This window comes from Xanthomonas sp. WHRI 8932A (assembly GCF_035012785.1).
GTDB lineage: Bacteria > Pseudomonadota > Gammaproteobacteria > Xanthomonadales > Xanthomonadaceae > Xanthomonas.
Map to the genome: position 1 here is coordinate 347,386 of NZ_JAYGQQ010000004.1, position 22,753 is coordinate 370,138.

Annotated in this window: 16 protein-coding genes, 2 pseudogenes and 1 riboswitch; of the genes and pseudogenes, 10 read left to right on the plus strand and 8 right to left on the minus strand. The window is 65.1% G+C overall.

The annotated features are described in order from the left end of the window. Positions 1-88 precede the first annotated feature (88 nt). The 5 genes from VC212_RS08790 to VC212_RS08810 form a co-directional block, all read right to left on the minus strand. A complete protein-coding gene (locus VC212_RS08790; protein ID WP_323515506.1) occupies positions 89-2,119 on the minus strand; it encodes an alpha/beta hydrolase in 2,031 nt (676 codons plus the stop codon). Next, positions 2,119-3,156 carry a DUF4105 domain-containing protein gene (locus VC212_RS08795; RefSeq protein WP_115553052.1) on the minus strand — a complete coding sequence of 346 codons (1,038 nt, stop codon included), beginning with the start codon at positions 3,154-3,156 and terminating at the stop codon, positions 2,119-2,121. Before VC212_RS08795 ends, VC212_RS08790 begins: the two co-directional genes overlap by 1 nt. Continuing rightward, entirely contained in the window at positions 3,153-3,725 is a 573-nt protein-coding gene (locus VC212_RS08800; RefSeq protein ID WP_115512493.1) for a TetR/AcrR family transcriptional regulator, read from the minus strand. The genes VC212_RS08795 and VC212_RS08800 overlap by 4 nt, the downstream gene beginning before the upstream one ends. 93 nt (positions 3,726-3,818) lie before the next feature. Beyond that, positions 3,819-6,533 carry a phosphoenolpyruvate carboxylase gene (gene ppc, locus VC212_RS08805; RefSeq protein WP_115558874.1) on the minus strand — a complete coding sequence of 905 codons (2,715 nt, stop codon included), beginning with the start codon at positions 6,531-6,533 and terminating at the stop codon, positions 3,819-3,821. Between the two features lie 708 nt (positions 6,534-7,241). Next, entirely contained in the window at positions 7,242-9,806 is a 2,565-nt protein-coding gene (locus VC212_RS08810) for a prolyl oligopeptidase family serine peptidase (protein ID WP_323515507.1), read from the minus strand. Between the two features lie 180 nt (positions 9,807-9,986). Continuing rightward, a riboswitch (S-adenosyl-L-homocysteine riboswitch) is annotated at positions 9,987-10,101 on the plus strand. A gap of 31 nt (positions 10,102-10,132) precedes the next feature. Between VC212_RS08810 and ahcY the strand changes: the two genes are divergently transcribed. From ahcY to VC212_RS08840, 6 genes and pseudogenes are all read left to right on the plus strand, one after another. Further along, positions 10,133-11,575 (plus strand): adenosylhomocysteinase, encoded by a 1,443-nt coding sequence (ahcY, locus tag VC212_RS08815; protein WP_055850993.1) that lies wholly within the window; start codon positions 10,133-10,135, stop codon positions 11,573-11,575. A 566-nt stretch (positions 11,576-12,141) separates the two neighbouring features. After that, positions 12,142-12,426, plus strand: a pseudogene (locus VC212_RS08820) (CopG family transcriptional regulator). Position 12,427: 1 nt separating this feature from the next. Continuing rightward, entirely contained in the window at positions 12,428-12,727 is a 300-nt protein-coding gene (locus tag VC212_RS08825; RefSeq protein ID WP_323515509.1) for a type II toxin-antitoxin system RelE/ParE family toxin, read from the plus strand. A gap of 335 nt (positions 12,728-13,062) precedes the next feature. Continuing rightward, on the plus strand, positions 13,063-13,311 hold the full coding sequence (locus tag VC212_RS08830; protein WP_115553049.1) for an SHOCT domain-containing protein: 249 nt from the start codon (positions 13,063-13,065) through the stop codon (positions 13,309-13,311). A gap of 581 nt (positions 13,312-13,892) precedes the next feature. Continuing rightward, a complete protein-coding gene (locus VC212_RS08835) occupies positions 13,893-14,672 on the plus strand; it encodes a hypothetical protein (RefSeq protein WP_323515510.1) in 780 nt (259 codons plus the stop codon). 33 nt (positions 14,673-14,705) lie between these two features. Then, entirely contained in the window at positions 14,706-16,067 is a 1,362-nt protein-coding gene (locus VC212_RS08840) for a peptidoglycan-binding domain-containing protein (RefSeq protein ID WP_323515511.1), read from the plus strand. 242 nt (positions 16,068-16,309) lie between these two features. On the opposite strand, the pseudogene VC212_RS08845 reads toward VC212_RS08840, so the two are convergent. Beyond that, positions 16,310-16,528 (minus strand): annotated as a pseudogene (locus VC212_RS08845) (DUF3228 family protein); the annotation flags it as partial. A gap of 448 nt (positions 16,529-16,976) precedes the next feature. Here VC212_RS08845 and VC212_RS08850 point away from each other — a divergent pair. The 3 genes from VC212_RS08850 to VC212_RS08860 are packed head-to-tail and all read left to right on the plus strand — an operon-like array spanning position 16,977 to position 19,979. Next, the gene (locus tag VC212_RS08850; RefSeq protein WP_323515512.1) at positions 16,977-18,371 is read left to right on the plus strand and encodes a cytochrome P450; all 1,395 of its coding nucleotides are present in this window, start codon (positions 16,977-16,979) and stop codon (positions 18,369-18,371) included. Further along, positions 18,364-19,278, plus strand: a complete 915-nt coding sequence (locus VC212_RS08855; protein WP_323515513.1) for a sulfotransferase domain-containing protein — start codon at positions 18,364-18,366, stop codon at positions 19,276-19,278. The genes VC212_RS08850 and VC212_RS08855 overlap by 8 nt, the downstream gene beginning before the upstream one ends. Beyond that, a complete protein-coding gene (locus tag VC212_RS08860; RefSeq protein WP_323515515.1) occupies positions 19,275-19,979 on the plus strand; it encodes a sulfotransferase in 705 nt (234 codons plus the stop codon). Before VC212_RS08855 ends, VC212_RS08860 begins: the two co-directional genes overlap by 4 nt. 294 nt (positions 19,980-20,273) lie before the next feature. Here VC212_RS08860 and VC212_RS08865 read toward each other — a convergent pair whose 3' ends face one another. Both VC212_RS08865 and VC212_RS08870 read right to left on the minus strand, forming a co-directional pair. Continuing rightward, on the minus strand, positions 20,274-20,831 hold the full coding sequence (locus VC212_RS08865) for a DUF3228 family protein (RefSeq protein WP_323515517.1): 558 nt from the start codon (positions 20,829-20,831) through the stop codon (positions 20,274-20,276). Positions 20,832-20,889: 58 nt separating this feature from the next. Continuing rightward, on the minus strand, positions 20,890-21,435 hold the full coding sequence (locus VC212_RS08870) for a DUF2058 domain-containing protein (RefSeq protein WP_323515518.1): 546 nt from the start codon (positions 21,433-21,435) through the stop codon (positions 20,890-20,892). Between the two features lie 172 nt (positions 21,436-21,607). Here VC212_RS08870 and VC212_RS08875 point away from each other — a divergent pair, with 172 nt between their 5' ends. Beyond that, positions 21,608-22,246 (plus strand): hypothetical protein, encoded by a 639-nt coding sequence (locus VC212_RS08875; RefSeq protein ID WP_323515519.1) that lies wholly within the window; start codon positions 21,608-21,610, stop codon positions 22,244-22,246. Positions 22,247-22,753 lie beyond the last annotated feature (507 nt).

Here is a 22,753-nt window from a genome sequence, read left to right on the forward strand (position 1 = left end):
CAGCAGACCTCGCGCGCACCTGCATTGCTGCTTCACTGCGTTTGTCGACAACTGCCCGCAGCGTCCACCGATCGCGCGTGGCGTCCCCCTACAACATCGCAGGCGTCGCCGCGGGCACGGGCGTGGGCGACTGACCCTGCGCAGGTGCCTCGCCGGCTTCGGCTTGCAGCTGCGCATGCAGGATGCGGCGAATCTCCAGAATCGCCTGCGGGGTTTCCTGCACGCTGTGCCAGGAGGTCACCACCAGTTCGGACGCAGCGCCGTCCAGATGCGCGCTGCGATACGGCACCAGTCCATCGTCGGACTCGGCCAGCGGCACCTGCGGTTTTTCGCGGCCGATGATGGTGTGGTACTGCACCTGTGGCGAGATCGGCAGATCCATCGTGGCGCGGACGAACGGATCGGTATCGCGCAGGTTGTCGATACTGGTGGGCGGCAGCAGGCGGCCCTTGCGCTGGTATTGGCCGCCGTGCCCCTCACGTTCGCTGTTGGCCAGGTCCTGCAGCACATCGCTGAAGCGATCCAGCAAGGCAATCGGCAGCCGCACCAGCCGGCCGACGAAGCGCCCCAGTCCACCTTCGGCCAATGGCGTGCCGCGGTGCGGTGCGGCGATGAAGATGGCGCGGTCGATCTGCGGCATTGGCGAAAAATGCAGCAATGGCGACAATTTCGCGCGCACCCGTGCGCCGCGCTCGCCCTCCAGCCGATAGTCCTGCAGCAGCGAATTCCACAGCTGTTCGCCGGATGCAGACACCAGCAAACGCCCGATCACGCCGCCCATGCTGTGGCCGATCAACACCATGTCGTGCGAAGCGATCGCCGTGCCGGACGGATCGAAGTGGCGCAGGCTGCGCTCCACCAATGCCTGGATTTCCGCACGATTGACCGCAATCGGCGCGTTGGTCGGGTAATACACCTGCCAGATCTGATAGTGCTGACGCAGAGTTTCATCGCCCATCACTTCATTGGCCACGTTGACCCACGCTTCCGGGCTGCTGGCCAGCCCGTGCAGCATCAGCAGCACGCGGCGGTTGGGGTCGTAGGGCTGCATCAGATACAGATGCGGGCGATCGATGCCGCGCGCGCTGCCCAGCATCGAGCGCAGCGATTGCGCGGCAAAGCCCGACTTGGCCAGCCACAGCCCGTAGGCAGCGGTGAAGTTGGCCGCCAGCGGTACATGCTGACCATGCAGCACCACCTCGTTCTGGCGATACGGGTCGTATGGCACCACGGTCACCGCATCGGTCCGCAACACCGCATCGAGGGTGTCGCCATCGAAGCGCAACAACAGCGTTGCCGGTGCGTACGGCATCTCGCTGAAGGTCGGCAGCGGGCGTTCGGGCGAGGTACTTGCGGGGATGGCTTGCTGCAAGGCCAGCCCGGCCGGGTCGCCGACCACCTGGGGGTCCACTTCGGCCACCAGTTCGGCACCGAAGCCATCGCGGCGGTAAGTGCTGCGCAATCCATTGAAGCGCAGCGCCGAAGCGGCAAAGATCGCACGCGGCGTATTGCCGCCACCCGGCAGCCGATACGCGGACATATCGACGGCCACCTGCCAACGGCCCACCTGCGTCGGTGTGGGCACGGTGACACCGGCCTGCTGGGCGCGCGCGAACAAACGCTCGACCACCTGTTGCACGGCGTAGTTGTAGTAGTCGCGCACCTGCGTCTGGCGGTTTTCGAATGCGCGCGCACTCGGCGCACGCGCGGTAAAGAACAGATAGGCGTAGGCATGCCGCGCGGCTTCCAGCCAGGCCTGCACCGCTGCGTCGCTCATCTGCGCCGGGTGGCGACCGCTCAGGTCGATCGCGTGCGCGGTCCACAATTCGGCTTGCGTGGCGAGGCGGCGCTCATCGCCGATACCCGCCACATTCGTGAGCTGCTGCACGCAAGGCAGCGGTTGCTTGCGGCACGTCTTGGGTTGCAGCCCAGCCACCTGCAAGGTCTCGCTGCCGGCCTGACTGAGCGCACCGGTGCTGAGCACATCGCCACGCGTCTGCGCGATGTAGTCGCCACTGTTGCGCGATTGCACTGTGACCATCGCGCAGCCACTCAACCACATGCACGTCAGTACCGCCGCCAACCCCATGGCCGTGCGACGCAGACGCCTGTGCAACATCACCGCGCTGCACTCGTCGACGCGCCGGGCGCTGGCGCCTGCGGCATGCCGGCGCGGATGCGTTTGGAAAAGTCCACCGCGGTGTCGGCGGCGATGGCACGCGCGGTGAAATGTCCACGCTGCTTCAACGTCGCAAAGTCGTAACCCGGCATCAGCCCGTGATGGTCGTACGCATATTCATCGGCGTAGCCGGACAGCAGCAAGCGGTGATCCAGCGGCAAGGTGGGCTGCAGCTGGCGCACCAGGGCGAACACGATCGTGGTGCAGTTGCTGGTCAGCGTGTTGTAGAAGGCCGGCTTGCGATTCAAATCGTTGGCCAGCCCCACGTAGCCCATGAACATGCGGCGTAGGCCGGCCTTGGGAATGGCCAGGCGATACAGATACATGTCTTCGCCGCGCGCATTGGTGCGCACGCGCAGGATGTCGCGCTCGTCGGCGGCCACCAGGGTTTCTTCGAAGCTGCGAAAGAAGCCGCCCACCGCAGAAAACGACTCGCCACGCTCCTTGCGGATTTCCAGCGAAAACACCACGTGCGAGCCGTCGTCGAAACCGAACGACACCAGCGTGTGCGCAATCGCCGGGCCCATCCAGTACGACAACGCCAGATCGGCGCTGACCAGGCGATCCAGATCGTACTGGCGGGTTTCCCAACGCGGGACGTAGTTGGTTTCGCTATGCCAATCGAAATTACGCACGTTGTGCAGGGTGACGATGTTGCCGTGCACCTCCGGTTGCAGACGCTGGGCGACATCGTCGGCCCAGTCGCGGTCCTGGCTGGGCTGCATGAACCCCCACGACACCGCCAGCACCACGAACGCGGCACCGAAGATGCCCACCAGGGCCCAGTTTTCGCGGCCACGGCGCAAGCCCCACAACGCGGCCAACGCCATCGCGCACCACGATGCCACCCAGCCACCACGCACCAAGGCGTTGCCGGTGAGCGCGAAATAGATCGCCAGGCCGCCCCACAGCGCCGCCAGCACCAGCAGCGCGCGCAGCGCCCAGCGGCCGATCACCGCGCGGGTGGCCGGTGTCATCGAGTGCCGCCTTCCGGCACGTGCATGCCCAGCGCGTGCATCAGCAGGTCCGCCGAGCGATGCGCCAGACGTTTGCGTTCCGCTTCGTCGTGACCGCGCAGGCAGCTGCCCAGCATGTCGATCACCAGCAGCAGTTGCTCGTCGTCGACATCGGCCCGGCACAGGCCGGCGTCGCGGGCGCGGTGCACGAACGGCAGGAAGATCGCCACCGCGCGCCGGTCGGCCGCTTCCACCGCCGGGTTTGCGCGCTCCATCGAGCGCCAGAAATCCACCAGCGGCGCAGACTGGGCGATGTGCTCGGCCACGTCGTGCAGCAACACGGCCAACCCATCCGGTCGGTCGGCCAGATCGGCGGCCAACCGCTCCAGGCCATCCAGCCCGCGCGCCATCAAGGCGGTCATCAGTGCCTCGCGGTCCGGGAAATTGCGGTACAGGGTGGCGCGGCCAAGGCCGGCACGCTCCACCACCAGTTCCAACGGGGCATTGACGCCGTGTTCGCTGAACACTTCGTCGGCTGCATCGAGAATCTGCCGGCGGCGAAGCGCGGCATCAGGGCGGGGAGTCGTCATCCCGGCATTATCGGACAGATTTGTCCGTTAACGCCAGAGTCCGCTTGACGATTCCGCCCCTTCTCCGACCAACGGTCGGATCAGCCGGTCGGATCAGCCGGTGTTCTGCACACCTTGCGAGACGCCGTTGACGCAGGCGACCAGCGCGCGCAGCAAGTCGTCGTCTTCGCCATCGGTGGCACGCCAGCGTTGCAGCAGGTCGACCTGCAACACGCTGATCGGGTCGATATAGGGGTTGCGCAGGCGGATCGACAACGCCAGCCGCGGGTCGTGCTGCAGCAACGATTGCTGTTGCAGCAGCGCCTTGACCCAGCGCTTGGTCAGCGCCAGTTCGTCGCGAATCTGCGGGAAAAACCGCGTGTGCAGGTCGCCCGACAAGCGCGAGAACAGTTCGGCGATGTTGAGGTCGCCCTTGGACAGCACCATGGCGATGTCGTCCAGGAAGGTGCGGAAGAACGGCCAGTCCTGCGCCATCTCGCGCAAGCTGTCTTCATGCCCGGCATCCACCGCCGCCTGCAAGCCGCTGCCCACGCCGTACCAACCCGGAATGACCGCACGCGCCTGGCTCCAGGCAAACACCCACGGAATCGCGCGCAGATTCGACAGCGCCGCGTCCTGGCCCAAGCGACGCGATGGACGCGAGCCCAGCGTCATACGCTCGATCACATCGATCGGCGTGGCCAGGCGGAAGTACTGCATGAAATCCGGCGCACCGACGAAGGCGCGATACGCCACCGTGCTGCGTTCGGCAACCAGATCCATCACCGGCCGCCAGTTGTCTTCGCGCGGCTCGGGTGCGCGCGGACGCAGGCTGGACAGCAACACCGCGCCGGTCATCTGCTCCAGCGAGCGCAGTGCCAGCGCGCGAATGCCGTACTTGCGATGGATCACCTCGCCCTGCTCGGTGACGCGCAAACGACCATCGACGCTGCCGCGCGGCGCGGCATCCAGCGCGCGGCTGGTCTTGCCGCCGCCACGGGCGATCGAGCCGCCGCGGCCATGGAAAAACGTGAGACGCACACCAAGTTCGGCGGCTGCTTCCAGCAGCTCGACCTGCGCGCGCTGCAGGCCCCAGCGCGAGGCCGCGATGCCGCCATCTTTGCCGCTGTCCGAATAGCCCAGCATCACCATCTGTGTATCGCCACGCGCGGCCAAGTGCTGGCGGTACACCGGGTCGGCCAACAGGTCCTGCACGGTGCCGGTGCCGCCACGCAGATCGTCCACGGTTTCGAACAGCGGGACGATATCCAGCGGCACCGCACCGGCGTCATCGATCAAGCCACCACGCCGCGCCAGGGCGAGCACGGTGAGCACATCGGCGCGGTTATGCGCCATCGAGATGATGTAACTGCCCAGCGCATCGGCGCCGTGGCGCGTGCGTGCATCGGCAAGTGCGGCGAACACCGCATCCAGCCGCGCGTTGCCTTCATCGTCCACTTGCGGCAATGCCTGTTCGCCGGACGCGTACGGGCCAAGCAACGCGGCGCGTTGTGTGGCGTCCTGCGCGTCCCAGTCGTCCTGGCCCAACGCATCGGCCACAGCGCGCGCATGCACGCTCGATTCCTGACGCACATCCAGCCGCGCCAGATGGAACCCGAAGCTGCGCACGCGCCACAACAGCCGGCGCACCGCAAACCAGCCGGCGTGCAGACCCTTGTTGGCCTGCAGGCTGTCCAGGATCAGTTGCAGATCGTGTTCCAGTTCCGATGGTGCGCTGTAGGCGCCATCGGCATCGTCCAGCGTGGCCTGCAGACGCGCGCGCATCAGGTCGTTGAGCAGCCGGTACGGCATGTCGCCGTGGCGTGGGCGCGAGCGTGCGGCAGCGTCCGGCAACAAAGCGCGGTAACGCTCCAGTTGCGCGTTCAACGCCGGGCTCACCGCCACCAGCGTGGTCGACTGGCTGAGCAGGCTGGCCAGTTGCCAGAGTTCTTTCTGATAGCGGTCCAGCACCGCGCGGCGCTGCGCATCCAGCGTGCCGGCGATGGTGGTGGCATCCACATTGGGATTGCCGTCCATATCGCCGCCCACCCAGGTACCGAAGCGCAGCAGGCGCGGCAGGGTCGGCACGCTGCCGTAGGTTTCTTCGATGGCGTGTTCGAGGGTTTCGTACATCACCGGGATGACGCGATAGAGCACCTGGGTGAGATAGAACCCAACGTGCTCGCGTTCGTCGTCCACGGTGGGACGCACCGGCGAGGAATCGGCGGTCTGCCACGAAGCGGTCAGAGCCATACGAAAACGCGCCGCATCGCTGGCGCGCTCGTTGGGCGTGCGCATGCCGTCGAGGTTGTCGACCAGGCTGGCGACCATCAGCTGTTCTTTTTCCAGCAGCGCGCGGCGTACCGCTTCAGTCGGGTGCGCGGTGAACACCGGCTCCACGTCGATGCGCGGTAGCCACTCGCTGAGTTCTTCCAGCGTCACGCCCTGCGCCTTGAGCCGGCGCAGAGCATCGTGCAGGCCATCGGGCTGCGGCGTATCGATGCCGCTGCGCTGGTACTCGCGGCGGCGGCGGATGCGATGCACGCGCTCGGCGATGTTGACCACCTGAAAATACGTACTGAAGGCCCGCACCAGCGACTCGGCATCGCGCGGCTCACGCCCGGTCAGCTGCTCGCTCAGCGTGGAGGGCGGCGCATCGCTCTCGCGCCGCGCAATGGCGGTGGTACGGACGCGTTCGATTTCATCGAGGAATTCCGCAGACACCTGCTCGGCGAGCAGATCGCCAACCAGTGCACCCAGGCGACGCACATCGTCGCGCAAGGGAAGATCGGGGGTAGCGAACACAAGACTGCTGCGGTACTCGTTCATCGGAAACGCACACCCTCATCAAAGCGCAAAGTCGTCGAAGACTAACCCAAAAGGATTAGAGGGTTGCGACAAGCGCGACGGTTTCAGCACGAACCATCGCACCCAAGCACGACGACTTGCGTAGCAGCGCACCCGGGCGCGACGAGGCGTGATCGACGCACTCTCCGATCACGCACGCCGATGCACACGTGCAGCGCCCCTCCGCACTGCGTGCCACACGCATCGTGCGAACACATAGACAACCGCCCTCGCAGGAACGCACCCGGCCGCGATGAGGCGTGATCGACGCACTCTCCGATCACGTACGCCAACGCACGCTTGCAGCGCCACTCTGCACTGCGCGCCACACGCATCGTGCGACCACATAGGCACCGCCCTCGTAGGAGCGCACCCGGGCGCGACGAGGCTTGATCAACGCACTCTCCGATCGCGCACGCCGACGCAAGCCTGCAGCACATCTCCGCAATGCGCACCACACGCATCCTGCGACCACATAGGCAACCCCACTCGTAGGAGCGCACCAGGGCGCGACGAGGCGTGATCGACGCACTCTCCGATCTCGCACGCCGACGCAAGCCTGCAGCGCACCTCCGCACTGCACCCCACACGCATCCTGCGAACACATAGGCACCGCCCTCGTAGGAGCGCACCCGGGCGCGACGAGGCTTGATCGGTAACACCTCATCGCGCGCAGCTCCGCACCCTCGATCAACGCGTGCGCGGAGCGCCGGTCTCCTTCACCGGCTCGCCAAGATTGCTGTTCAACCACTGCTCGCTCTCGGCCAGCATCTGCAGGATCGATTGCCGCGCGCGATACGCATGCGATTCGTTGGGCAGCATCACCAGCTTCGCGGTGCCGCCCAGGCCCTTGATCGCGGCGAACATGCGCTCGCTCTGGATCGGGAAGGTGCCGGTGTTGTTGTCGTCCTGGCCGTGGATCAGCAGCAGCGGATCCTTGATCTTGTCGGCGTAGTTGAATGGCGACATCGCCTGATACACCGATTGCGCCTGCCAGTAGTTGCGTTCTTCGGCCTGGAAGCCGAACGGGGTGAGCGTGCGGTTGTAGGCGCCGCTGCGTGCGATACCGGCCTTGAACAGGCGCGTGTGCGCGAGCAGATTCGCGGTCATGAAAGCGCCATACGAATGCCCGCCGATGGCGATGCGCGCGCGGTCGGTAACCCCACGCCGCACCACTTCATCCACCGCCGCCTGCGCATCGGCGATCAGCTGCGGCACGTAGGTGTCGTTGGGTTCGGCATCGCCTTCGCCGACGATCGGCATGGTCGGGTTGTTGAGCACCACATAGCCGATCGCCAGAAATGCCTGCGGCCCCCAATAGCTGATCGCATTGAAACGATACGGCGAGTCGGTGACCTGGCTGGCGGTGTCGGCGCTTTTGAACTCGCCCGGGTAGGCCCACATCAGCAGCGGCCGCGGGCCGTCGCGTTTGGGGTCGTAACCGGGCGGCAGCAACAACGTGGCGGTGAGGTCCACGCCATCGGCACGCTTGTAGCGGATCTGCTCCTTCTGCACGCCACGCAACTGCGGCAATGGATGTGCGAACTGCGTCAACGCACGCGGTGCAGGCGCCGCATCGCCCAGTGCCTGCACGAAGTAGTTGGCCGGTTCTTCAGGCGATTCGCGGCTGAGCAGCAGCTGCGTGCCTTGCGCATCCAGCAGCGCCAGTGGCGCGGAATAGGTGGGTGCCTGCGAATGGAACAACCGCGTGGCGCGCTTGCTTCGCAGATCGAAGCGATCCACAAACGGGCGGTCGCCTTCCGGCGAGGCGCCCTTGCCGAGCAGAAACAGGCTATTGCCATCGGCGCTGGTCTGCAGCAGCGGATGGCCCTTGCCGTCGGCCACCGTCGCCGGGGTTCCCGGGTCGTTGTAGCGATCCTGCGAGGAGCGGTCCCACAGCAGCTCGGGCGCTTGCTTGGGCTGATCGGGGGCGATGCGCCATTGTTTGATACGGCGGGTCTTCCACCAGCTTTCGCTCAGGATCGCCAAATCGCCACGGCCCCACTGGATGCCTTCGAATCGGCTTCCCAGCTGCGCCAGCGTCACCGGCGCACGCGTGAACGGCGCTGCCTGCATCCGCACCGCATCGCGGATCTTGCTCTCGCGTGCCGGGTCGCCGCCGTCCTGTGCCTCGGCCCACACCAGCGTGGCCGGCGCATCGGCGCGCCAGGCGATATCGCGCACGCCGGTGGGCACCGCGTCGTTGCCGGTCGGCAGGCCTTCCACCAAGGGCAACTGGGCGATCTGGCGCACCAGCTTGCCCTGCAGATCCAGCACCTCGATACGTCGGGCGAAGTTGTCCACCGGCACCAGATACGAGAACGGCCGCTCGCTGCGTTCGCTCAGGATGTAACGGCCATCCGGCGATACCGAGAGGTTGAGGTAGATGCCGGGCGCGGCAATCGGGCGCACCTGCCCGCTCACCGTGACGATGATCGGCTGGCCGGTGGCGTAGTGCTCGAACACGCGCGCATCGGCCTCGTTGCGCAGCAGGTCCTGATAGGTCGGCAGCGAGCGCACTCCGGCCGCGGCGCTGGTCTGCTGGATCGCCGGGCCGTCCGGTGTCGCATCGCGCGCGGGCGGTGCACCCTGCCCGTCCACTTGCCGTTGCAGCAGCAACCCGCTGCCATCGGGCAACCAGCGCAGCTCGTCGTTGACGCTGGTGTTCAAGCCGGCCACCAGGCGCCGCGCCTGCCCGGCGGCCACGTCCACCAGCCACAGCTCGTTGGCGCCGCTGGCGGCATCTTCGCGACGGAACGCCAGATAGCGCTGATCCGGCGACCAGCTCTGGTCCGCCAGCGACAACGGCGACGGCAGCCCGGCAATCTGGCGCTCGCTCCCGTCCGCCACCGCCAGCAGCCACAGCTTGCTGGCGAAGGAGAAGCGACTGGCCGCATGGGTCTTGGGGTGGATGCGTACGCCCGCCAGCTTGAGCTCGGGCTGGGCCACTTCGGCGATATCCGGCAGTGTCGGCAATTGCAGCATCGCGGCCAGGTCGCGTTTGGGCGACAACTGCAGCAGCGGCGCGCGCGGCGCATCCACTACCGCTTGCAAGGCCTTGGAGGGCAGCCGATAACCGCTGCTTGCCGCTGCCGCTGCCGCTGGCGGTGATGCCGGCACGCCGGCCGCCGAGGCCAGCAGCGGCGCACTCAGGAACGTCAGCAACAGCGCACGCGCCAGCGCCCGGCCGGTCACCACACCGTCGAGCAGATGGCCGCCGGGCCTGGCGAGCGGCGACGCATCGAGCGCCGGCATGCCGCGCCCCTCATCACCGTGCCGGTACCCGTGGTGCGCTTTCCGTTTGGCCTGCATGTCCGTTCCCCGCTCTGGATCGACCCCGGACCATAGCAGCCGTCCGTCGGCCGCTCCCCCTGCCGTTGGTTGGGGTGTGCGGCAATTCATGCCGGACGGGGGTGCTGCCGATATAATCAGACCCTCGTCGAGGGGCGCTGCGACCGCTATGGCAGATCGATCTGCCAACTGCACCAACCGTGCAGACACATACGGCCAGGCTCGACAGGGATTTCTCGTTCAACGGCGCCCGGAATTGCAGACATTCGTCTGCCTACCGGAGCAATTGCATGAACGCTGTCGCAAAAACCGCTGCAAACGACGACTTCAAGGTCGCCGACCTCTCCCTGGCCGATTGGGGCCGCAAGGAGCTGGACATCGCCGAGCACGAAATGCCGGGCCTGATGTCGATCCGCCGCAAGCACGCCACCAGCAAGCCGCTGAAGGACGTGCGCATCACCGGCTCGCTGCACATGACCATCCAGACCGCCGTGCTGATCGAAACGCTCAAGGACATCGGCGCCAACGTGCGCTGGGCCTCGTGCAACATTTTCTCCACCCAGGATCACGCTGCCGCCGCCATTGCGGTGAGCGGCACGCCTGTGTTCGCCTGGAAGGGCGAGACGCTGGAAGAGTATTGGGACTGCACCCTGGATGCGCTGACCTTCACCCTGCCCGACGGCACCCAGACCGGCCCGGAGCTGGTGGTGGACGACGGCGGCGACGTCACCCTGCTGATCCACAAGGGCTATGAGCTCGAAAACGGCAGCACCTGGGTCGACGAGCCGGCGTCTTCGCACGAAGAAGGCGTGATCAAGGCGCTGCTCAAGCGCGTGGCCGTCGAGCGCCCGGGTTACTGGGCCCGCGTGGTCAAGGACTGGAAGGGCGTCTCCGAAGAGACCACCACCGGCGTGCACCGCCTGTACCAGATCGCCGAAGCCGGCAAGCTGCTGATCCCGGCCATCAACGTCAACGACTCGGTCACCAAGAGCAAGTTCGACAACCTCTACGGCTGCCGCGAGTCGCTGGCCGATGGCCTGAAGCGCGCGATGGACGTGATGCTGGCCGGCAAGGTCGCGGTGGTCTGCGGCTACGGTGACGTGGGCAAGGGCAGCGCCGCCTCGCTGCGTAACTATGGCGCCCGCGTCATCGTGACCGAGATCGACCCGATCTGCGCCCTGCAGGCGTCGATGGAAGGCTACGAGGTCAACACCATCGAATCCACCCTGGGCCGCGGCGACATCTATGTCACCACCACCGGCAACAAGGACATCATCACCGTCGAGCACCTGCAGGCGATGAAAGACCAGGCCATCGTGTGCAACATCGGCCACTTCGACAACGAGATCCAGGTCGATGCGCTGAATGCACTCAAGGGCGTGGAGAAGATCAACATCAAGCCGCAGGTCGACAAGTACGTGTTCGGCAACGGCAACGCGATCTTCCTGCTGGCCGACGGCCGCCTGGTGAACCTGGGCTGCGCCACCGGCCACCCGAGCTTCGTGATGTCCAACTCGTTCGCCAACCAGACCCTGGCGCAGATCGACCTGTGGGAAAAGCGCGACACCTACGAGAAGAAGGTCTACATCCTGCCCAAGCACCTGGACGAGGAAGTGGCCCGCCTGCACCTGGAAAAGATCGGCGTCAAGCTGACCACCCTGACCAAGGACCAGGCCGATTATCTCGGCGTGGACGTGGCCGGCCCGTACAAGCCGGATCATTACCGTTACTGAGTGATGGGGCGAGTGATCGCCCAGGCAAATGCGTGTTTGAGAAACGGGCGCCGCAAGGCGCCCGTTTTTTTTAAGAGATCAACAGACCAAACGCGCCGTGATTGGTGCTGCCAGCAGCGCTGCCCAAAAGCGGAAGGAGTACCGCGCGACCCGGCGCCTGCCGAACGGCAGTGCGACCTTGCGCGTCGATGCCCAAGAGATGATGTACATGCAGTGCTAAGGAAACTCTGAACAAATCTTTCATAGGCTTCCGATCAATGCCTTGGACAGACTAAATCACGCGCAAGTGCTTGATTTTAAGCGCCGGCGATTGTCGTGATTAGGCTAGATTGCAACTCTCTCTCGCTGGGCAACGAGTTATTCAGAGATTCCCTAATGCAAGACGGTCTCCAGGAACGCGCTTCAATCGCCATCCCCGCGCACCGGCAACACCTCCCCGATATAGAGCGTCTCCGGCAATTCTGCTGCGCAAAACCGCGTTCTCCGGCCCGCTGACTGAGCGCTCGGCCCCCCTGTATCACATCTGCGCTACGTTTCACGCGAACCGCAACGCCTTGGAGCCCCGCATGGGCACCACCACCATCCGCCTGCCGGACGCGCTCAAGGCCCGCGTCGCCAAGGCCGCGGAAGCAGCCGGCACCACGGCGCACAACTTCATCCTGGAAGCCATCGCCTAGAAGGCCGAACTGGCGGAGCGTCGCGCCGACTTCCGCGCCCAGGCCGATCAGCGTTGGTCCGAATTTCTGGAGACGGGTGAGACCATTCCGTGGGACGAGGCGCGCACCTATTTCAAGGCCCGGGTCGCAGGAAAGCCTGCGAATCGGCCGGTGGCGCGCAAGCTGGAAAGCTGAGGTGACACACATCCGCCTTGTCACAGGCGTGATCGAGGATCTGGAGCGGATCGACGCGCATTTGCGCGACCACGAGAGCGTGCATGCAGCAGAAAGACCCGAGGAGATCGTCAGCGCGTTCGATGTGCTGGCAGGCAATCCGTTGATCGGCCGACCGGTGCATGCAGACCACAGCGAACTGGTGATGGGCCGCGGCTCGCATGGGTACGTGGCGGTGTATCGCTATGTGGATGTGACCGATACGGTGATCGTGATGGCGCTGCGCGCGCAACGCGAGGCCGGCTATGCACGCGACGCATGAAACCGAGGCCGACATCCGTAGTGCATTCGTTGGCATGCAGGCGCACTTGTTTCGCCGATCCCCGGATGCATGAAACACCAGCACCGTGACCACCAACATGGTTGCCGATTTATATTGTTCTGCCAGAATTCCACGACGCACCTGTAGCAGTCGCGGTCAAACGGTACGGCCAAGCCGCCTTCTGCTCCAGCGCGTCACACAGCGTGACCCGCGCCGTAGGGATCTCTTCCGGCGCCGTGGTGTAACGTACAGCCCAGGAGTGGCGTGGCCTTGCCTGCACACCACTGCGGCAAAGCGAGTCGCCCGCTTTCACCCCATCTCAAAAAGGACATCGCATGGGTAACTTCAGCATCTGGCATTGGATCGTTGTTCTGGTATTTTTTGGCATGATCGCTGCCGTCATCAGCATCATCGTCTGGGCCGTCAAACGCGCATCACGCAAGCCTGGTGCAATTGCAGGAAATACGACAGCGGCGACGACCACGCAATCCCGGCTGGACGAACTCAATCGGCTCAAATCGCAGCAGCTGATTACCGACGCCGAATACACCCAGCGCCGCGCCCAGATCCTTAGCGAACTGTAAGCGAGGGTCGCACCCGGTGAATCATGTCAGTGCGGTGCTGGATCACCAGATCCATGTCGTATGCGCGCCCGGCGCCGTCTATCAGCAGCTACTGATGCAAGGTACTGCAACGAATGACGGCATCGCACTGGACTTCGTACACCCCAGCAGCAGGCCGCAATGTTCAGCCTGCTGCATTCGCTGCAACTTCCGTTTGCCTATGCACCCGCGGGCTGGCCACGGCCACCGGCCGCCATCTTCGCGCAGCTCAGATAGCAGGGGTTGGTGCATGGCGCCATGATCACGGTGACCTGGGCTGCGCCTCACATACCTGTGCTGGGCATTGGCTGATATTGCATCTCAGCAAAGAAGGGCACCTTTAGCCGCTCATTTTGCGGTTTGGGTAACCGATCAACGTGCCGTCAGACAGGCGACCTCCTCGCATGTAGGTCCTGCAATCTCGACAAAGATGATCGCGTCCGGGTGGTAGGCTAATTGGCTCGCCACCGGGCGCGGTAGCCATGGCGCTTACGTCCGAAAGTTCGAACGATACCCCGCCGCCCACAGGATGCGCCAGGACGCCCACCACCAAAGGAAAGACAATGCAGCGCAGCACAACCCAACACATTACCCGGGCAAGCAAACCCGTGATGTCCCTTTGCCTGCTGGCGCTGTTGGCGGCCTGCACATCGCCGTCCAGCGACGCCCAGGCGACCAGCACTGCCGACAAGACCGGCAGCGTCGCCGCAGATGCTAGTACCGCCCCCCCAGCCTGCGCGGCTGCAACTAACGCCTCACCAGTGCAGGCAATGGTCTGCAAGGACCCGGCCCTGGCGCGTCTGGACACCGACTTGGCCAAGGCCAGCGCTACCGCGCGTGACACGCTCGATGCCGCAGGCAAGGCGAAACTGCAGTCAGAACAAGAACACTGGCAGCAGCACACCCGTGACCTCTGCGCTGACGCACAGTGCCTGAAGCAGGTCTACGCCGACCGCATCCAAATCATGTCGGCCACCCGCACCGCGTTGGCCGACCAGGCTAGCTGTGTTGCAGTGGAAGGACAGAAGGACTGCGTGGACGTGATGAAACTGCGCGACGCCAACAGTCAATTAGCCAATTTCAACACACTGATGGGCCAGAATTCCCAGAAGGGCACTCTGATTGGCTGCACGGCAGCGACCAACCTGTCTGCGGGGACTGCGGGCGGCAATGATCTGTTTGCCGCCAATTGCACACTGCAGAGCGCGGCCGGCAAGAGCAACGTACAGGTCTGCAGCAACCAAATGATAGGAAACTTTGTAGTCGAACCGGCCCCGGCCGCCTACGGCGACAGAGCCGTCGCGCAGCTGGTGGCTTTCACACAGCAGCACTGCGCCGGCTGAACCCCGCTCCCGCCCACCCGAAGGAACACCACCATGGCAACGGAATCCACGATCACTCGCGAGCAGCTGAGCACGCTCTATCTGAATACCGAACTGGGAGGCAATACGCGCCACCTAGACCACTTCTCGTACGCCCAGAAGGGCAGCAGCACGTACTCCTTCGGACTGGTGCAGTTCGATGTGGGCAGGAACCCTCAGGCGCAACGCTTCCTGCGCGACAACGGTTTCAACACCGATGACATCGCCCTGCTTTCCCAACAAGGCGGCCTGAGCAGCCAGCAACTGAGCGCGCTGGATGCAAAATTGCAGGCCATTCCCAAGGCCACCATCGACCAGTTCACCAACACCAAACTGGACAGTGCGATCGAACGCGTGGACGACGCGATTACACGCGTTCGTGCAACCAATCCTGCCGCTGCCGATGCCATCGCTGCAAACCCGGAATTGCAGCTTGCCATGGCTGACTACGACAACCAGTTCGGCAGCATGGGGCCGCAGTTCGTCAGCTACCTGGCCGGCAACGAAGTCACGCTGCAAGGCGGCAAGATTCACGCCGGCAATCCGCCGACCCGCGCCGATGTGCAGACCTTCGTTGAATCGACCAAGTACGGCATCGAGTCGCCGGGCGCAGTCACCAGTCGTGATGCACGCTTCGACACCGCGATGACCCAGATGGGTATCACGCCCACTGCCACACCCTCGCATGGTTCACCCTCAACGCCAGGCGCGCCGGCGGCGGGCGCAGTGCTGGTCAGCGGTGCGCGCGGTGACAACGTACAGGCCATGCAGCAGAAACTCGCCGACCTGGGCTACCTGGGTAAGGATGGTGCGCCACTGGTGCCCGACGGGCACTTCGGTTCCAGCACCTTGCAGGCGGTGCAGCAGTTCCAGAGCGACCACCAGCTGACCGTGGACGGCAAGGTCGGGCGCGGCACGCTCAGCGCCCTGGATGCCGCCGTCCAACAACAGGCGGAGCAGGAACAGAAAGTCGCCGAGCCGACCATGGCAACCCCGGGACATCCAGACAACCCACGCTTCCAGCAGGCCGCGGAAAAACTCGAAACGCTGGAAGAGCAGCGTCGCCAGGGCGGCCTGACGCCGCTGTTCAAGGATCGCGACCAACTGGAGAACGCGGCAGGACAGGTGGCCTTTGAATCCAAGGTCGCCGGCATGAGCAGAATCGATACGGTGGTAGCGCGCCTGGATAACCAGGGCTTGTTCGCAGTGCAGGGCCAGCCGAACGATCCTGCTGCCCAGCGTACCTATATCGACTTTTCGCAGGCGGTGAATCACGACCTGCAGTCGAGTACACGGCAGAGCCAGGCACTGGATGCAGACCCACAACAGCGGCAGGCACAGGAACAGATGCAGACCCAGCACGCGCCATCGCGCTGACAAGCCGGGTCTCGATTGAACACAGAACGGGCGCTTGGGGCGCCCGTTCTGTGTTTACGTCACATGCCATGCACTGCGTATCTGCAGTTAAGGCTAAGCACTGCGGGTCTGGTGCAGGTTCACGCGCTACGGGGATGTCCTTGCCCCAATGCTGCTACATCGCTATATGCCCGTCCGGTGGGCGCGTTGCTAATGCGGCATCGCGCCACAAAATCTGCGCTGCGCAGTTGCACACAAAGTTCTCACGGCCGCCAGTTCGCGTTAGCCTCCCAAAATGCCACGCTGCGCCGATACGCGTCGCGGTCCAGCGGCACGCCCGAGCCGCCCTCTTCCACGCCTAGCGCATTGCGCAACATGGTGATCGGCGTCATCGGGATTTCGTCCGGCTCAGCGGTGTAAAGACAACCGACCACGCCCCAGTCCGCATCGATGGGTGCGCCTTCCTTGGCCAGCTGATCGCGGCGATACCATCCCGCGCGTGACAGGCGTCAAGAATCGGCACATGACGCATCCGCAGTTGAGCACGCTTTAGTCTTTACGCTTTAGTCTTTCGCTTGCGTGGCCCGCTCCGGGCGGGGATGTTTTTCTCGTGGCTGCCTCGCCGATGCAGCGGCGATCACCGCAACAGGCTCTCTTCTTCAATCAGGAGTATCGCCATGAAAGTATTTTTTAGATCGCTGTCGCGTTGGGTCCAGAGCTTCGGCGCCCGCAAGCTGGGCTACATCTACACCTATTGATCCGTCCGCCACCGTCGCGTGGCATCCGCGCGCGAGGAGGCGATCCGCCTTCCTCTCGCGCCCCTCGCTTCGAGACCTTGGAGCGCAGCATGCACGCGTTCGCCGGCTGCTATCGCGACCGACATGCGGCAATCGGCATGATGCAGTGGCGTGTGCCCGAATGGTGCTGCGCGTGACCGAGACAGGACGGCTTCCGCCCGGGCCTCGGGGACACTGGGCGTTCGGCAATCGAGAGGCATTCACCGCAGATCCGCTGGGCTTCCTGCAAGCCAGTGCACGCACTTACGGCGATGTGGTGCGGATCGCCGAGCGTACCTATCTCCTCGCAGCACCGGCGACCATCGCCCAGGTCCTCGGCGACGATGGGGCTCTTTATGCCAAGACCGATCCGGACCCGCGCGCGCGTCGCGCCGCATTTCCCGCGTCGGTCATGAACAGCGACGGTACCCAGTGGCGGCACAAGCGACGGACGCTACAACCCGCCTTCCGCGCCAGCTTGGTGCGCGCCTACGCCATACAGGCGTCCGCTGCGACGCAGGCCTTGCTGCGAACGCATGACGACACAGACCCTGCGCAGGATCTGCGCCCGACCACGACCGCGCTGTGCGCGCAGCTCGGCGCCGGCTTCTTGCTCGGCGATGCGACGCAGGCTCCGGCGCTGCTGCGGATGCTGCCGATGGTCGATGCGATCCTGCAACAGACGCGGACGCCGTCCGCAGCGCCGGCCTGGTGGCCGAGCGTCGGCAAGCGCCGGCTGACTGCCGCGCGCGGAGCGCTGGACGTGGCGCTGGCGCAGATTCTCGATACGTCGCGTCCTGCCGGCACCGACTCGATGCTCGAACTGCTCCGCCGCGACGATCCGCATGGCCGCAGCGACTGGCGGCGCGACGAGGCTGCGGCGATGCTGATGTCTGCGCTGGAACCGATGGCGGCCGGGCTGACCTGGACCTTGTTGCTGCTGGCACAGCATCCATCGCTCGCGCAGGCAGTCGCAGAGGAAGCCGACGCGGCCACCGACCTCGACGCCGCATCCGATGACGCCTGCGGCGATGCCCTCATCGAGCGCCTGCCGCTGGCCCGCGCCTGCGTGAAGGAAGCCATGCGCCTGTATCCGCCGGCATGGATGACCGCGCGCATCGCGCAGCGCGACACTACCCTGGACGGCTTCGCGGTCCCGCGCGGCACCCAGCTGATCGTCAGTCAATGGGTGGTGCAGCGCGATCCGCGTCACTTTGCCGAACCGGAGCGCTTCGTGCCTGCACGCTGGTTGCAGACGGCCGCACATGCACCAGCGCGCTACACCTACTTCCCGTTCGGCGGCGGCCCGCGCAGTTGCATCGGCAGCATGCTGGCGCAGGTGCAGATGACCGTTGTCGTCGCCAGCCTGTTGCGTCTGCGCACGCTGCACCTGGCGGCGGATGCGCGGCCCACGCCGTTTCCGGCGCTGGTGCTGCGCCCGCTCGACGTCCGCATCGCCCTGCGGCCGCGCACGGCCAGTGTGGCCCTTACCTCGCACGCTGCCATAGCCGCGTCCCTCTCCTACCCTCCAGAACCTCCGCATGGCTGACTCCACCGCATTCGCCAAGACCCGCGAATATCCCAACCGCTTTTTCGATTCCGCAGCGTGGAACGAGCTGGCGTTCCGGCACGGCGACATCGTCATCGCCAGTTATGCCAAGGCCGGCACCACCTGGCTGCAACAGATCGTCGCCCAACTGATCTTCGAAGGTGCGGCAGACGTCGACGTTTCGCGTCTCTCACCGTGGCTGGACAGCGTGCATCCGAACCGCGCCAGCAAACTCGCGCTGCTGCAGGCGCAGACCCATCGGCGTTTTATCAAGACCCACCTGCCGGCCGATGCGCTGGTGATCAGTGCGCGCGCCAAATACCTGTATATCGGCCGCGACGGCCGCGACATCGCGCTGAGCCTGTACGACCACCAGTGCGCGGTGAGCCAGGACGCGCAAGCGCGCCTGGACGCTGGCGCGGGAGAGCCCGGCAAGCTGCGCGTGGTGCCGCCGCCGAGCCTGCCGGTGGATGAGTACGTGGCGTACTGGCTGGCGCACGACGGTGCACCGTTCTGGCCATTCTGGGAGGGCGTGCGCAGCTGGTGGCAGCAGCGCACACAGCCGAACGTGCTGCTGGTGCACTACGCCGACCTCCTGCACGACTTGCCGGGACAGATACGCCGCATCGCAGCGTTCCTGGAGATTCCTGTGCGCGACGCGGCCTGGAAGGCGATCCTGCACCACTGCCGCTTCGACTACATGCGCCAGCACGCGGCACGCTACGTGCCGCAGGGTGCCGGATTGTGGCGCGAGGGCGGCAAGGCTTTCTTCAACCAGGGCCGTGCGGGGCGCTGGCGCTCCCTGTTGCCGGCGTCTATCGCCGCCGCCTACGCGACACGCGCACAGGCGGAACTGTGCAGCGAAGCCGCACAGTGGCTGGCGCACGCCACCGAGCCGGCCACGTGAGCCTGCGCATCATCGGCGCAGGCCTCGGCCGCACTGGCACCTTGTCGCTGAAGCTGGCGCTGGAGCATCTGGGATTGGGCCGCTGTTACCACGCCATGGAACTGGCCGCGCAGCTGCGCCAGGCCTTGCCGTTGTGGGAGCACGCGATCGACGGGCAACCGGACTGGGACGCGATTTTCGCCAGCTATACAGCAACCACCGACTATCCGGGCTGCTGCTTCTGGCCACAACTGGTCGCACACTTCCCGCACGCCAAGGTGATCCTGACCGTACGCGACCCAGACGCGTGGTTCGATTCGGTGCATGCCACGATCTTTTCCGGCGACGGCAGCGTGCCGTCGCTGTTTGGTGACCAGGGCCAGCGGCTGAGCCGGTTCCTGCGCCGCGAGCTGGGCGAGCGGATCGGCGATCGCGCCTTCATGACCGACTACTTCCGCCGCTGGAACCAGACCGTGATTGAGCGCGTGCCGGCGCAGCGCCTGCTGGTGCTCGATGCCGACACGGAAACGGGATGGGAACGGTTGTGCACCTTTCTGGAAGTGGCCGTGCCCGCATCGCCCTATCCACGCGTGCACGCGCGTGGCGCGAGCAACGCACCCGCACGCGCCCTGCCCACCGAGCCGGCGCTGATCGAAACGCGCATGCGCGCCTATCTTGACCGCCTCGCCGAAGAGGCGTTCGCGGCGCCACCCGGCCAATGAGCGGCGCCGTGCGGATCATGAAACATCAAGGAACGCATCCCGATCGGATTGAAAACTCGGGCAGTGTCGGATCTCACGCCAAGCGCACAGACGACAGCCGAGATGCTCCGTGCTCGCTGAGCTCGACGATCTGCAGCCGCGGCGAGAAGGACGCAATGGGGATGTGCAGCGGCTTGCTGCATCGATTTCGATCCGCTCGACAGCGGTATGCCAAAAGCAAGGTTCTGCTGGGGCGGGTCACGCCCAGCACCGATGCCACCGAAATGATCCAGACCGGCGCCGCCTCGGGCGACGTTAGGGCCGCCAGTTCGCGTTGGCCTCCCAAAATGCCACGCTGCGCCGGTACGCGTCGCGGTCCAGCGGCACGCCCGAGCCGCCCTCTTCCACGCCTAGCGCATTGCGCAACATGGTGATCGGCGTCATCGGGATTTCGTCCGGCTCGGCGGTGTAAAGGCAACCGACCACGCCCCAGTCCGCATCGATGGGGGCGCCTTCCTTGGCCAGCTGATCGCGGCTGTACAGGATCGGCAGCATGTACTGCGCGACCGGCGGCTCGACGCCTTCGAACCAGCGAACCAACACCGGCAATTCCTGCGTGTTGCGCGCTTCGTAACCGGAGCGCAGCAGGTGACGGTTTTCTGCGCTGATCGGTACCGTCAGGCAGCGGGTGCTGGTCCAGTTGTGGTGCACATGCAGCTGGCAGAACGCCGCGTAGCCTTCGATCACGCGCAGCGGTGGCGCATCGTTGAGATGCTGGATGAACTGCTCGGCGGTACAGTCCTGGATCGCATTGCGACGGCCATCGCGCGGAAACAAACGGGGGCGGGCAAACGGCGTGAGAACGATCGACATGGCAACAGGGTCGGCGGCAAAGAGCGCCAGGGTAACGCGCAGTACTGCGCGCGACCACTTACCAGATCAGATCGTCAGGCACCTTGAACTGGCTGTAGTAGTCATCGTCGCTGTCGCTCGATGGCGGCGCGGGGTTGCGCGCGTGGTCCAGCACCACAGCGCCTGGATCGCGGCTGTAGACCTTGTCGGCAGCCACGCGCGGAATCAGCTCGACACCATCGCCATGTCGCACGATCACCAATGCGCCACTGGCCAATTGGCCGCGCAACGCCGGATTGACCAGCACGCTGCGGATGACGCTGCCATCATTGAAGCGATAGTCGATCTCGCCTTCGCGCTTGACCTTGCTGGTCTCCACGATCTGGCGCACCTGCGCCAGCACTTCCTGCTTGCGCAGCTGCACATTGCGTTCTTCGGCCAGCGCACGATCGCGCTCGGCACGCTCGGCCTGCAACCGCGCCGCATCCACTTTGTCGGTATCGGCAGGCGTGACCGCTCCGCCCTTGGCGTGCCGTTGCTTGACCTGCTCACGCGCAACCTTGTCCACCTGGGCTTTCTTGACCAGGCCAGCCTTGAGCAGCTGTTCTTGCAGTGGATTACGCATGGGCGACATCGGCAGTGGACTGGCCGCTAGTTTAACGCGGCCGGCGCCAGGCACCTGCGTCGCCGGTCCGGGTCAGCGTGCGCCACCCGTCGCCGCTAGGCACCCGGGCAGGTGCGCAACCAGCCGAGCAGCGTTTATCATGCGTCACTTCCATATAGTTCAAGGACGAATGATGATCATCTGGGGATCGGGCGGCGACGCCATCGCACTCGGAGCCGCCGACGGCGCGCATTGCGCCCAATGCGCGCAACAGCGCAGTTTTCGCAATGTCCTGCATTACCGCTACGCGCACCTCTGGTACATCTTCAGCTGGGTCACCAAGAAGCAGTACCTGCGTGTGTGCGACGGCTGCAACCACAGCACTGCGCTGGACACCAAAACCTTCGAAGCGGCTCAGGGCAAGCCACCGATTCCTGCCTATCGCCGGTTTGGCGGGCTGGTCCTGCTCGGGCTGATTGCGATCCTGGTGGTGTTTGGCGCCTACAGCGCCTCGCAGACATCGAAGCAGGACAACGCACTGCTGGCGCAGCCTGCGGCAGGCGACTTGTACACCGTGGACCTGCAGACGGTGGCGCCTGGCGCCTACGATGGACACGCCTACGGTGTGGTGCGGGTGCAAAGCGTCAGTGGCGAAACCATCACCTTGGCCCTGCCGCAAAAGGGCTTCAACAAGTGGAAAGGTGCCGAGCGCGATGCGGGCGGCAGCACTGCGAAGCAACCGACTTATTACACCGACGAACACATCGAGCTACCGCTGGCCAAGTTGCAGGAATTGCATACGCGCGATGAGCTCCGCCACGTCTATCGTTAAGCACGCCTAGCCAGCCGGTGCGGCCTACGCTGCACCGGCTGCACTGCGCGGCAACGCATGCTGCCCGCGATGTCTTGCCGCCCGTTTTGCCGTATCGCTCGCTCGAGGCAGCGCCCACCGTGTTGCAACGTCGAGCGCACTCACGTCGTCCAACAGCATGCGCATAGACAGCGCATTGCCTGCAGCGTGTCACGCCTGCAGTGGCCGTCGTCGATAGCGACGCACGCCGGACCAAACGCGTTAGCCGCTGAAAACACACTGGCCCGATGCCCAGTGTTCCAGCAGGAGGGGATCGCGCGCATTTGTGCGACCGACCGCCCTGTTGCCACCGAACCCCACACGCAGTTTCGCGGTTGGTGGCATTGAATACGTATGCACACCACCGATGTTGCGGCGCGATGCGCGCTTAGCATCACCGCGCGCTGCACGCCGTGCGCGCGCTTTCCGGAACAGGGGCCGGAGGCCTTGATGTGGGCATCGCAGACTGCGCGCGAGCTCGCTCTTACC